Origin of the sequence: Rhizobium sp. MHM7A (assembly GCF_005862215.1) — a bacterium.
GTDB classification, from domain to species: domain Bacteria; phylum Pseudomonadota; class Alphaproteobacteria; order Rhizobiales; family Rhizobiaceae; genus Rhizobium; species Rhizobium bangladeshense.
Map to the genome: position 1 here is coordinate 146897 of NZ_VCHT01000001.1, position 11945 is coordinate 158841.

17 protein-coding genes are annotated in these 11945 nt (G+C 54.6%); 7 read left to right on the plus strand and 10 right to left on the minus strand.

Features of this window, described 5'->3' with window-relative positions:
* Nucleotides 1-19 precede the first annotated feature (19 nt).
* Together FFR93_RS00825 and FFR93_RS00830 are read right to left on the minus strand one after the other, a co-directional pair.
* Nucleotides 20-415, minus strand: a complete 396-nt coding sequence (locus tag FFR93_RS00825) for a hypothetical protein (RefSeq protein ID WP_138391439.1) — start codon at nt 413-415, stop codon at nt 20-22.
* Nucleotides 416-417: 2 nt separating this feature from the next.
* A complete protein-coding gene (locus FFR93_RS00830; protein WP_138391440.1) occupies nt 418-990 on the minus strand; it encodes a hypothetical protein in 573 nt (190 codons plus the stop codon).
* A gap of 272 nt (nt 991-1262) precedes the next feature.
* Here FFR93_RS00830 and FFR93_RS41870 point away from each other — a divergent pair, with 272 nt between their 5' ends.
* Nucleotides 1263-1394, plus strand: coding sequence for a hypothetical protein (locus FFR93_RS41870; RefSeq protein WP_281407895.1), 132 nt, complete (start codon nt 1263-1265; stop codon nt 1392-1394).
* On the opposite strand, the gene thrS is transcribed toward FFR93_RS41870, so the two are convergent.
* From thrS to FFR93_RS00850, 4 genes are all read right to left on the minus strand, one after another.
* Complete coding sequence (gene thrS, locus FFR93_RS00835) at nt 1375-2562, minus strand: threonine--tRNA ligase (protein ID WP_138391441.1); 1188 nt, start codon at nt 2560-2562, stop codon at nt 1375-1377. The genes FFR93_RS41870 and thrS overlap by 20 nt on opposite strands.
* A 503-nt stretch (nt 2563-3065) precedes the next feature.
* Nucleotides 3066-3482, minus strand: coding sequence for a transposase (locus tag FFR93_RS42045; protein ID WP_348640307.1), 417 nt, complete (start codon nt 3480-3482; stop codon nt 3066-3068).
* Entirely contained in the window at nt 3415-4752 is a 1338-nt protein-coding gene (locus FFR93_RS00845) for a hypothetical protein (protein ID WP_138391442.1), read from the minus strand. Before FFR93_RS00845 ends, FFR93_RS42045 begins: the two co-directional genes overlap by 68 nt.
* A gap of 124 nt (nt 4753-4876) precedes the next feature.
* Complete coding sequence (locus FFR93_RS00850; RefSeq protein ID WP_138391443.1) at nt 4877-5266, minus strand: hypothetical protein; 390 nt, start codon at nt 5264-5266, stop codon at nt 4877-4879.
* Between the two features lie 11 nt (nt 5267-5277).
* On the opposite strand from FFR93_RS00850, the gene FFR93_RS00855 reads away from it, so the two are divergent.
* From FFR93_RS00855 to FFR93_RS00865, 3 genes are all read left to right on the plus strand, one after another.
* On the plus strand, nt 5278-6120 hold the full coding sequence (locus FFR93_RS00855; RefSeq protein ID WP_138391444.1) for a hypothetical protein: 843 nt from the start codon (nt 5278-5280) through the stop codon (nt 6118-6120).
* A complete protein-coding gene (locus tag FFR93_RS00860) occupies nt 6120-6305 on the plus strand; it encodes a hypothetical protein (protein ID WP_138391445.1) in 186 nt (61 codons plus the stop codon). Before FFR93_RS00855 ends, FFR93_RS00860 begins: the two co-directional genes overlap by 1 nt.
* 168 nt (nt 6306-6473) lie before the next feature.
* Nucleotides 6474-6890: a DCC1-like thiol-disulfide oxidoreductase family protein gene (locus tag FFR93_RS00865; RefSeq protein WP_138391446.1), complete on the plus strand. Its 417-nt coding sequence runs from the start codon at nt 6474-6476 to the stop codon at nt 6888-6890.
* Between the two features lie 4 nt (nt 6891-6894).
* Here FFR93_RS00865 and FFR93_RS00870 read toward each other — a convergent pair whose 3' ends face one another.
* The gene (locus tag FFR93_RS00870; RefSeq protein WP_138391447.1) at nt 6895-7392 is read right to left on the minus strand and encodes a hypothetical protein; all 498 of its coding nucleotides are present in this window, start codon (nt 7390-7392) and stop codon (nt 6895-6897) included.
* Between the two features lie 122 nt (nt 7393-7514).
* Here FFR93_RS00870 and FFR93_RS00875 point away from each other — a divergent pair, with 122 nt between their 5' ends.
* Nucleotides 7515-8045 (plus strand): RNA 2'-phosphotransferase, encoded by a 531-nt coding sequence (locus FFR93_RS00875; protein ID WP_138391448.1) that lies wholly within the window; start codon nt 7515-7517, stop codon nt 8043-8045.
* 8 nt (nt 8046-8053) lie between these two features.
* Here the strand turns inward: FFR93_RS00875 and FFR93_RS00880 are convergent, their stop codons facing one another.
* Entirely contained in the window at nt 8054-9142 is a 1089-nt protein-coding gene (locus tag FFR93_RS00880) for a hypothetical protein (RefSeq protein ID WP_138391449.1), read from the minus strand.
* 122 nt (nt 9143-9264) lie between these two features.
* Between FFR93_RS00880 and FFR93_RS00885 the strand changes: the two genes are divergently transcribed.
* Together FFR93_RS00885 and FFR93_RS00890 are read left to right on the plus strand one after the other, a co-directional pair.
* Nucleotides 9265-9840, plus strand: coding sequence for a hypothetical protein (locus FFR93_RS00885; protein WP_138391450.1), 576 nt, complete (start codon nt 9265-9267; stop codon nt 9838-9840).
* Between the two features lie 158 nt (nt 9841-9998).
* Nucleotides 9999-10688, plus strand: a complete 690-nt coding sequence (locus FFR93_RS00890) for a hypothetical protein (RefSeq protein WP_138391451.1) — start codon at nt 9999-10001, stop codon at nt 10686-10688.
* On the opposite strand, the gene FFR93_RS00895 is transcribed toward FFR93_RS00890, so the two are convergent.
* Complete coding sequence (locus FFR93_RS00895; RefSeq protein WP_138391452.1) at nt 10685-11380, minus strand: hypothetical protein; 696 nt, start codon at nt 11378-11380, stop codon at nt 10685-10687. The two genes, FFR93_RS00890 and FFR93_RS00895, sit on opposite strands and share 4 nt — an antisense overlap.
* A gap of 83 nt (nt 11381-11463) precedes the next feature.
* On the minus strand, nt 11464-11847 hold the full coding sequence (locus tag FFR93_RS00900; RefSeq protein WP_138391453.1) for a hypothetical protein: 384 nt from the start codon (nt 11845-11847) through the stop codon (nt 11464-11466).
* Nucleotides 11848-11945 lie beyond the last annotated feature (98 nt).

Consider the following 11945-nt stretch of genomic DNA (forward strand, 5'->3'; position numbering starts at 1 on the left):
ATTGGCCCCTTCGGCGTTTTCAGTTGATGCCCAGCAGACGCATGGCCGCTGGAATATGTCGAGGATCAAGACGAATACGCTTGTCTTCATCTGTAACGATCATTGCCCCGATCCGCTTATCGTTGAAGCACGCCTGAATAATCCGCGCTCTTCCGGGGCCATCGAGAAACCGCATCATGCCGTCGGCGGTCTGTGCGAGCTTCCTTCCCTGCCCTTCGAGGCTCGTGATTGTGAGCAGGTCTTCGATCAGCAGTGAACGCAACTGTTCATTCGTCAGGTCGCGGATGGCGGCGGTGGACTTGTCCCGGAGCGTCCAGAGCCATTCGGTTGCGAGAAGCTCAAGATCATCCATTTTTGCAACGACATCGAGGTCGTTCATCGCTTCTGCTACCAGAGATTGGATCGAGGCGGGCATGATCAATGTCCTCTTCTCGCGGGGAAGTGAAGGACAATGGCATCCCCATCCTGGTCTTCAATCGTCACTTTGGAAGGTGTCATGTTCATTTCGTCCCCCGTCTCCGGGTCGAGCAGGATCGAGGTGTACTCGCCGTAATAAGCCCGCAGCTCTCCATCCCGCCAGACGACGTCGGTGATTTGCTCGTCTTCAATCGACCATAGTCGTTCCTGCAGATCGTCGGACATCATGACGCATCCTGCCATGTGGCATATGAGTGCGCCCTGAGACAGTTTTGCAGCTCGTCTGATATCGTAAGGGAGATTGACGCCGTTGAGGTCATGCGTGTCGTTGAGCTTCACTTCGAGAAGCAAGCTGCCTTCGATAACGAAGACCCTGCCATTATCATGGTAGACGGCAGGAGACTCGTTGCGCAGGCCGTTGATCATCAGGATCGAATGCTTTCGCCCCTTGTAGATGACCTCGACGGAATAGTTCATATCGCAAATGATGAAGCCCGAATGAATATTGAGCACCCGGTCAAATTGAGAAGTGTTGACCGCTTTTGAGAGTTTGGTTGGGGCTAGGTGATACATGTCAAACCCTTTACGGCGCTGCGGCACAATTCGCGATAATGTAGAAATAAAGATTCGACAGTATATGTCAACATTTTCATGCGCCAACGTAAATGGAAAGGCAGGAATTCCATGGGTTTAGCCGTTAAAGCAGGAGTCGTTTGGGTTTGTTCCTGAAATGGTCTCCAATTTGGAAACTTCAAAGAAACTTCAGCTTAGCTTCAAGCGAACTCTTTTGATGGGCGCAGGCCGAAGGTGTATGGTTTTATCGTGTTTCCAGGAAGAGTATTGCCATGAACATTTTCAAGAAGGTGGCCTGCAAGGTGCGGGTCTGGCAGGAGCGTCGTCGTTTTGAAGCGCTGCCAGCCGAAATTCGCAAAGATATCGGCTGGCGTCAGGCTCCCGTCAATTGCGTCGAAGCCTGAAAAGTTCGATGGCATCGAACATGTCGATCACGCTTTGCGATCCGTCCCTCTCCCGAACAGCGACAGTTCCAGCCTCGGCTTCACGATTGCCGATCACCACGATGACGGGCACCTTCATCTTGCCTGCCTCGACAATGCGCCGTTGAAGGGTGTCGTTGCCGTCGAGGAGGATGCTGCGAATGCCTGCATCCGCGAGATTGTTGTGGAAGGCTTCGGAGTGCTCGGCTTGCTGCCTGGAGATCGGCATGACGGCCACCTGATCCGGTGAGAGCCAGAACGGCAGGTTGCCTTCGTGGTGTTCAAGCAACATGGCTAGGAAGCGTCCCATCGATCCGAAGACTGCATGATGGATCATCAGTGGGACCTGTTCCTCCCCCTTCTCGTTGATGTAAGACGCGTCGAGTCTGGCGGGAAGCACGGTGTCGAGCTGGACAGTTCCACACTGCCATTCCCTGCCCTGCTTGTCCTTCAGGACGAACTCTAGCTTCGGGCCGTAGAAGGCTCCCTCGCCCGGCTGGATCGAGTATTCGATGCCTCTCTGGTGAGCTGCCTCCGCAAGCTGTTCCTCTGCCCAATCCCAAAGCTCGTCGGAACCGGCGCGGACGGGCGGCCGAGTGGAGAGTGCAACCTTGTAACCGGCGAAGCCGAGGTCGTTATAGACCTTGTCCAGTAAGCCGATGAAGCGGGCGACTTCCTGCTGAACATGCTCCTCGCGACACAGGACGTGGGCATCATCCTGCTCGAAAGCCCGAGTGCGCATGAGGCCGTGCATGGAGCCTGAGCTTTCGTTTCGGTGGCAGGCTCCGAATTCCGCGTAGCGGATCGGGAGATCACGCCAGGATTTCTTACCCTGGTTAAAGACCTGGATATGACACGGGCAGGACATGGGCTTCAGTGCGAAGTCTTTCCCGTCGTCGTCCTCGACGCAAAACATGTTCTTCCCGAACTTGTCCCAATGTCCGCTCTTTTCCCAGATTTCGCGTGGGAGAAGCTGAGGAGTGCGGATTTCCCTGAAGCCGAGGCGGCGCATTTCGCCACGGATGTAGTCTTCCAAGACCCGGTAGACCGCGTAGCCGCGTGGGTGCCAGAACACCATTCCCGGCGCGTTCTCTTGTATGTGATAAAGGCTGAGGTCTGATCCGAGCCTGCGATGATCGTTAAGTTCCATTTCAATGTCTCCTGGTTGGGTTGAGGAGGCACGGGACACGATCTCAGGTTCCAAAAATGAGAAAGGCCCCGCCCGTTTCCGGCGAGGCCTGTCTTGTGTTCGCTAGAGAATTCCTAGATGCGCGCGAACATGGACGACTCGCCGTCGGCGGTCGTCGTTGTGGTTCGGCAGCAATGGAAGCTCTGTGCGTTCATGGGATTAGAATAGGTGGCGGCCTGTGTTTGGTCAAGCCATCGCGTTTTCTTTGGCGTGATTGTCGGTCCACGTCGGATTGTTTTCCTTGACGCGTGGCGTTCCTGTCGAGCCGTACACGGTTTCGAGTTCTGCGGAACGGCTGTCCATCTGGTTTGATTGGTTCCGCCGAGCTTCGAACATCCGATAACGGCGGCTGTTCGGTTCGAAGGATTGTTTTTCAGGCGTAGTTCGGCCTCGCTGCTTTGTCGGCCTTGGGGTAACGGGCCAATCGTGTGTTTATTTCCACAACTGGCTTTTTGCCGCTGCAGCTAGGCTGCAAGCGGAAGGAACCTCACCTCCGGTTCCCAATCCTTGAAGTAAGGATTGGTCTCCCTTGGATCAGACGGCGACCCTCGTCTCCGTTTGTTTCGCTCGATGTGCTCGCTTACGAGTACATCGAGGACAGCCTTGCGGATGCCGGGCCGTAGCACCGTGAATGACCGGAAACGTTCCGACCCGATGTTACGACTTGCATTGACATCCGCATGCATCTTGTTTCCGCACCATTTGCAGGAAAACCACTCCTGGCTCGGTCTGTTCCGCTTGTCGACATAACCACAGCAGGAACAGGCTTGACTGGTATAGGCAGAGACGACTTCCGTCGTCTCAATGCCAAATTCATCGTTGAGCGCCTGGAGTTTCGTTTGCAAGACCGAGCGGCCACAGTTCTGCAGCAAGCGGTTCATACGCCGCGACAACTGCGGTGATTGAAAGTTCAGGCGCTCCAGGAACAGTTGAGACGGCCGTTTCGTGGCGATGAGCTTGCTGATGATCCGATTCAGTTCGGTCCGGATTATAACCGCGCGTGCGCTCGGCATGTCGCGTGTATCGCTTCGAGGACCTTGGCTTTTGCCCTGAACGTTGGACGTGGCGAGCGATGCCAGACAACGTGTTGTCCAGCGCCTTGAGCTTCCGGAGGAAGTCCCTACCGAGCAGGTCGCCTTCGTTCGTCGCGAACGTCGTCGTCAAGCCGAAGTCCAGTGCTAATGGTCCATTGGCACTGGCGGAGTAAGCCTCTCTCGACGCCTGGAATGCTTCGCCAACTTCGGTGACAATTCCGACGGTGATCGTCCCTGTATGGCGATCCTCGATGATCTGAAAGGATTGCTTCCGCTCACCCTGTCGAGCGTTGAACCGGTCGTAGCTCTGGATCGGGATGTGGAGAAAACCATCAGGGTTTCTCTGACCGGTGGCTTTTCGTGCTTCCTTCAGCCCGGCGACCCTGAGCTTCAGCCACATATCGAACGTCGTACTACAGGCACTGGTCGACAACGTCGCGATGCGCTGATCGACGACCATGCCAATGCGAGAGAACCGTGGTTTCCGGTGTCGGTTCATGATCTGCGACATGATATTTCGCGCCAGCTTGCGCGTCGCACTGTCGATAGGTTTTCCTTCAATTTGAAGCTCCCGCTTCAGATTGAACCATGCCTTCGCCTTGTTGATGACCAGCAGCGCGTGTCGCGTCGTTTCATACTCATCGGCAGACAGGCACGAACCGAAAACAGCTTGGCGAAAATCGTTTTGGCGATTTGAGATGTAGCTATTCAGGCTTCCAAGAACCTGACCTGTAACCATCTGGACTTCGGCCGCCCCGAGGACCGCTTTGAGCGGTGCGAGGGCATCAACCACACCCGGGATCATTTTCGGCAGGCGCTTTTTCTTAAACACCCTGGGTTCGACTTCAAAATGCAGACTGATTTGCCGTAGAATACCCCGGCGAGCGTCAGCGCCTTCTTTTCGGTGAACCGTCGCAGGATCGAAAAATGGATTAAACGCGCCAGCATTGAAGAAGCAATTCCATTGCAGATCGGAAATGACCTTCGCCGACCTGCGCCATGCTTGCAGCATAACCTTCAAGGTGTGGATTTTTCCGGCGTTCATATGCGTCGGCAACTTGTCACAACGGAAAATCGACGGAGCTTCACCCTCTTTGCCTTTCTTCCGCTTTGCCAATTGACCGCCTCACACTGAATTATGTCAACATATCCTAGTGGGAACGCAAAGTGAATGTCAACATAGAAAGTCAATTAAACACACGATTGGCCCCGTTTTCTCCTATTTAGGAGATCGGAAGTATTTAGGATGCCTTCCGGGCCGATCTCGTATTCAGAAAGCGAATTTCTTCCAGTTGATCGCGCGCGAATTTTGGGAGTGCGGGTGAAGGAAGCAGGGTGATCGAAATCCAGAGAGCGTCTTCAGGTCGTCCTGCCTTCGAGAAGAGAGCCGCAGCGCTTACTGCTAGAATCCCGGTGGTCCGGGGTGTTCGATTTCCATGTATCAAGAGGGCAGCGGCCTCAAAGGTGGCGGCTTGGGCGTAAAGAAGCTCTGCCTCGGTTATCCGGCCCTTCTTTGCAGTCAAATCTGCTCTTGAGGCCAGTCTTTCGCTCTTTTGATGGAGTTTTTCCCACACGTCAGTCGCCTCCGAATGCATTGACTTTATCGTCATATGGGCGAATTTGTCGGTCAAGGAATCCTTTGGTGTTTTGGATCATGCACGATCCTCGCGTATTCTTGTGGGCGACGCGCAATCAAGGACTTAATATGTCGACAAAACGTATCGATGATCGCCTCTTTCCCGCGATCACATGGGATCATGGTTGGAGTTTGTCGCTGCAGGCTGATCGTGCCGGTTACCAGTGTAGTCCGGCCGAGCATTTTGCAACATTGGAAGAGTACACCTCGGTAGAAGCCGTCATATACGGTCCGTTTCAGGGGTCGGTCGACCCGTTCACTCTTGGGCTTCCGGAGGCCGTCGCCAATAAGTTCGTGCCGCTGGAGGTGTCGTCGCCGTCTATCGGATGCAAACTGACGTGGGATGACGTTGAGGCAATAAAGCAAGCTATTCTGCAGGCCAGTCTGAACCCTAACATGGGTGTCCCCAGGGGGGTAATCGGGTGGGCCATGGCGGATGTCTACCACGGCACCTCGGCGGAGGCGGCGGATGATATCGTGGAAAATGGTATCGACATGCATAAATCCGGTGGCGGTTATTTCGGTCAAGGCTTCTACGTTGCGGAGGAAGAGGCCCTTGCCCGTTCGAACTATGCTGACTTCAGCGGCGACGAGGATGGTGGCGTTGTCGTAAAACTAGAAATCAAGGATGGAGCGCGTATTCTCGACATGAGAAATGCGGTGGACGCCGACTTCTGGGTTAGGTCCGGACTGGCAAATGCCATCGGCTCGCGTGACTTTGCGGCAAGAGCTGTCAAGGCAGGTGTGGACGGGGTCTATGATCGAAGCTTTGGTGGCCTGGCTATCTACAATCCGGATGCGGTTGAGTGCCTTGGGCTAGTCCCGGACAATAGACCAGGTCTCAAGTGATGCGCGGCAAGGGCTTCATGGTCGAGCTTTCCGGGAAAGTTTTCCGGAGAGATTTTGACGCCGATGACTTTCACTTCGAAGGCTGTCGTTTCGGTTTTGTGGAAGGGCCGCTCGGCAGTGTGCTGGTTTTGGGTGAGGATATCGAGGCAGCGCTGTCATTCTTCGAGTCCCGTCTCTGCAGGTGAGCGCTCCGATGCCAGATGAACATGAAATGGGCAGCTGTGAGGTGTTTACGCTCTCGCCGATCCCTGCTGAATTCATCCAGGTGGACTCTCGGGCGAATGGAAGCCGTTGCAGTCGATGGATTTTGATGTTGCACTGGAGCCTATGCGTTTCTGAGAAGGCGGGTGATCATGTGCAACGAAAAGAAGTCAGAGCCAAATCTGATCGTTTTCGATGCCGAATGCGTCTTCTGTTCGAGTTTTGCTAAGTTCGTCCTAAAGCATGATCGTCAAGTCAGGTTCCGGTTTGCCACGGCACAGTCGGACTTGGGGCAGTCGCTCTATCTAAAGCATGGCCTGGACAATCGCCGGTTCACGACAAACCTTGTGTTTGTTGATGGGGTGCTGTTCACCAAGATGTCTGCGTTTGCCAAAGTCATGTCCGGTTTTGGCTGGCCGTGGAAGGCGTTTGGTGTTCTTGGCCTGATTCCGAAGCCTGTCTCCGAGCCACTATATGATTTTGTGGCGCGAAACAGGTTTCGATGGATGGGCAAGAAAGATGCCTGCAGTCTTCCCTCCCGGGAAATGCGCGACAGGATGATCGATTAGCCGTTCATGATTTCCTGGCGATGAGAGCTGCCGGGTACCAGGATATATCAATCGGGCCGTCGTAGTTGCGCTGCATGTAAACGGCACCGACAGGAAAGCCGAAGGGGAAGCCAGCGTCGCGGCCGGTTCCGTAATAGCGAATGTGTCTGATGCCGCCGAACGCTTTGACCTTCTGCAACTTGCCGAGCGAGGACAGTAGCTTATTCACCGGGATCAGGTAGACGATGTGATCCGCCAGCGGAAGGCTGTGGTCAAGCCATTTCGAAAACGTGCTGTAGGGCGGGTTCGATATGATCCAGTCGACTTTTTGCTTGTGTTTGAAGAAATCAACCCCATCGGCAATTTCGCACCATAGCTTTGGCTCCGGAAGCTCATCGTAAAACGCTGCGCCGCCTCGGCAGGGGTCGAGGCACGTGCCTTCAGGTTTGAAGAAGTCGACAATGTCCTTTGCCCATTCCTTTGGGGTGTAGACAACGTCGTTGGGATTGCAGGAATTCTTCATTGGAAATAGGGAGGCGCGATTGCACTGAAGAAATTACAGGGCGAATTTCGGAAATTCGCAACCCTAAAACAGTTGATGGGCGTTGTGTTGACATCTCTGTGGGCCGCAGGCATAGATAGGGAATGTCTAAGGATTTAAGTCGGCTGTTGAGCCGAGTGCTACGTCATGAACCCGAGTTTATCGGTATCGACCTGGACCCCGCAGGCTGGGTTCGGATCGATAAACTGTTGTCGCAGGTTAAGAAGTCAGGATTCACGGCTGATCGCGAACTTCTTGACGCGGTTGTCGCGAACAACGACAAGAAGCGCTTCACCATCTCGGAGGACGGCCAGCGTATTCGCGCCGCTCAGGGTCATTCTGTTGAGGTCGACCTCGGTTTACTTCCGTCGGTTCCTCCGGCCCTGCTGTTTCACGGAACGGCGACGGCGAATCTCGATTCCATCTTCGAGAAGGGCTTGATCCCCGGCAGCCGCAGGCACGTGCATTTGTCGAAGGACGAGACAACCGCCTTGAAGGTCGGTCAGCGTCACGGTAAGGCGCTGGTGCTAAAGGTGAATGCTGGTCGAGCCCATGCCGATGGCATCGCATTCTTTGTTGCCGATAACGGCGTGTGGCTGACGGAAGCCCTGCCAGCCACCTATCTGTCGTTCTAAAATCGAAATCAGAGGCCCGGAGACGGCGCGTAGTCTTCGTCGGCAGCTGGCTGCGGGGGCACGACCGTCGCGCCCAACTCGTTTGCAAGGCGGCTGTGAAGATCACGGATGTTTGCTGTTCCGCCAGCGCCTTCCCTGATTTCCATGGCTAGCTGCGCAGCAAGGAACATTCCATAGCGCATCATTTTCCCGTGGAGGGTATCGAGTGGGAAGTCGGAAAGAGTGCGTTCCAGATAATCTGGGCGCATTTGCGCGCCGCCCCTGTCGATAGTCGGCCCGTATTCTTTAGCCAGCCTGTGAACCTCTTCGCCCGGTACTAGCCGTGGAGGCTTTCCGTGAAAATCTACGCCAATCGTGAGCGCGACCAGGGCGTCACGCGCTGCCTTAAGTTCGGAAATGATCTCTTCCGGCTTGGTGTCGCCATTGACGACTTTCTCACGAAGTAGCTCGGACATCTTGCCGTCCTTAGAGCCGGTGTTCATGAAGATCACACGCGTCTGCTGGTCGTGGGTCTTGTTTCCGCCCTGGCCGGTGAAGGGTTTGTTTTTCGCGACGGTCAAGCTTACTTCCATCCGGGCGATCTGCGCTTCAAGCACGGGAATTAACGTGTCGCCCTGCAGGTCCTTCTCGTTCACCTGAAACTCGAACCAGGGGGTGGTCAGTGAAGTGACGTCCTTCAATGCCTCCGTGAGGTTGAGCAGGTCTGTCGTGAATGCCTCGCGCTTGCTGTTGAGGATGCTTTCCTTGGTAAAGGTGAAATCATTGATGACAATTGCCTCGATGTCGACTTGAGAGCTTTCCGAAAGGGCGCGCGCAAGCTGCATGCCGAGACCTTCAATATGCGTCTTTGCGGGTGTCGGATAGGTGGCATCGAAGGCCAGTGTTGCCGTGAGGGTGTAATAGGCCTCGTTGCCGTACGGCACGAAGCCGATAAAGGAGAGCTGCTTGGTGTCGATAAAGTCGACCAGTTCGGCTTCAACCAGTTTTCCATAGTCTGCGATGGTGGCTTGTTCCCAACGATCAATGCCCAGTTTCTCATTGTCGGGTGAGGTTGACCTGGAGATGGAGAACTTGACCCAGCTGTTCGTGGCCGTCATGCGAAAATTCCTTTTGAAATCTTCATCGAATGTAGGGAATGCGAATGCAAAGTGAAACCCGTCAGTTGTTTTTTGGTAGCCGGTGAGCGAGTTTGTTGGGAGGCAAACAGGGTGAGCAGTTCATGACGGACGAGCGGGACATTATCTCGGAAGCTGAAGCGGCTGTGTGGGGCGGCGACTCTCAGCTCATCGATTTGCATATCGTGGATGATGAGATCGTCGGAACCGTTCCTATTGAGCGCCTGGGTCTCATGAACCCGTTGGAGAAATCCCCGTGGTACGATGGTGCCGGTGTCACCCGCGAAGGCGTGCAAGCTGCTATCGATGCGGGACGTCTGGAAGCGAGTCCTTATCCTGGATACTCGTTCTCTGGGGAATCGGAATGGGATCGCGTCCGACATGAGGAGCGCATCGCCTACCTGACCGTCAACAAAGATGACCGTCCAATTTCCATCGAATTCGTCGATGCTTCCGGGGACACATTGGAGATCGACGATGGTTGGCATCGTTTGGCGGCTGCGATCATGCGCGATGAGCACGACATAAAAGTGGCCGTCGGAGGCTACTTCCGTCACTCAGTGATGCGTCTTGGCGCAATATGCCGAGCCTATTGCGTCCTTGGTTCTCCGGAAGCGGCAGAAACTTACTGGCAGGGTATGCCACTGGAGTCGACGGAGCCCACGCCATTTGGCGGCTGATTGGTCGCTTTCACAGGACGCTTCTAACATTGGTCAACAGATGAGAAGGACTGAAGTCTATGACCTTTGGGCAGAATGCATTTTATCGGGTGGAGGAACCCTTACTTGTTCTCAAGCATCGAGGGAGCTGCACGACGAACGAGTATGTTGGAGCAAGCATGTTGCTGCGCCTAGTGAAGGAAGCAGTGTTGGCAAAGCGTGGCGATGAAATACACGCCTTGGTTGGCGGATGCTTCCTTGTAACTAAAGAGGGGCATATCTCGGAATTCAGTCTGCGCATGCGTGGCGGAGCTTTTGAGCGTTCCTATGGCGGATTCACACGCGATCAGGACATTCTGGCGTCCTTCGCCAAGGTCGGTCGTATGAGTGAAATCGAAGGCCCTACGCAGAGGCTTGATTACAGACAGAACCCGGCTAATGAGCAGTTCGAACACCTGCATAACGAGGTGATCTGGACCGAGCACTCATCCCTGTTCAATGAGATGAAGTCTGCCTTCCCGGCATCGGTCTCGGCTTTTCGTGATCACGCGACAGCCAAGGTGACGATTGCTGACTTTGCGGAACGCCGTGAAGTGACCGTCACAGCAAGAGACGAAAGGGAGCTGCTGTGGACGCTGAGCTGCGACGAATTAGATGGTCGGATGAAATTGCATACCGGCAAGCGTTTCAACGAGACCGGCATTGTCCAGACTGTGGCGGATTCCTTCACGCCCGGCAGGCAAGTGACAGTGAGTGGCGAAACCCTCTACATCGGTCCGGGAAGCACGAACGTCCTGAGTAATATCGACAGCCACCTTGCGATGGCTGCTGAGGAACACCTCTTCCCTTCGGATACGATGACCCCTTAAAGTCGGAGGCCGGAGTCGTCGTACTCGATAGCGGGGCTGTCTGGCGAATACGGCTCCATCTCGGGATCGAGCGCAAAGTTCGGGTTGGCGTTGAACAGGATTGCATAGGTCGGTCCTCCGAACGGGTTCATGACCCTTTCGGCTGCGAGAACTTCCCAGGTGTTGTTGTGCCTGTTGATGAAGAACATACCCGGCTCAGGTTCCCTGTCGGTCACCAGGTAGATTTCCTCAAAGAATGGAGAGCGGTCGCTGTCGTCGTTCTTGTAGCGCTTGTATTGAGATTCAAAGGTAACGCGCGGCGGCGTCAGGTGCCGGTCGAACATCAGGCCCTGCGGTTCGTGTCCGGAGATATAACGAATGACCGGTCTCTCCACCACTTCGGAAGTGAGGATCGGGTCGCCGCCCTCGATGTCGTAGGTTCGCTTCGTGCGAAACGCAACGAGTTCGAAATCAGAAATGTTCTTCCAGATGTGCCGGTTCGAAGGCTGGGTTTCACTCGTGCCCCATCCGTGAACCTCGTGCTTCATCAGTCGCATGACATCATGCAGCATCTCAGTTCGGAAAATGCGTTCGCTTGCGTCCATGGTGAGGTAGAACTCACCTCCATACAGGCCTTCGCGTTCGTCGCTCAAACGGACGAACTTACCGCTCTTGTGGCGCAGGCCATACGTGGTTTCAACTTCTTCGATCATAATCAGGCTCTCGGTGGCGTTTGGGCAGCAATACCAAATCGGCGTGCATAGTTTGAGGGCAACCGCGTCCCCCTGCCCTAAGCTTACGGCTTGAACGTGGTGCCGAACGTCTCGCGTTTCCAGCCAGCCGTTTCCATAATGGCGACGAATTTTTCGATCAGTTCGAAATCGTACCCATCCTTGTCGAACGCAGCGTCCCACCAAAGCTTCTTGTGATGTTCATCTTCGGCACTGCGGATTCGGGTAAGAAGTGTGGAGTAACAAATCGATCCAATCAAAAATCGTTCGCCATCAGGCATAAACCAGTCATCGTCACGCAGGACCAGATAGGCCTGCAGTGCGGCCTTGTTGTCTTTGAGGAAGTCAGCGACCGCTTGATTGTCCTTCAGGAGAGCGTAGCCTGCCTCAAGAACAGGATTCACGTCGATGTCGACAGTGCGACCGTCTGCAAGTGTGATGAGGTGCATGGCGAATGTCCGTTCAAAATTTGAGGCGATCAGATTACAAGATAATCTTGCAAAGGAGTTTTGTCGATTTCAAGTCAGATATGTAGGTTCATGGGGAC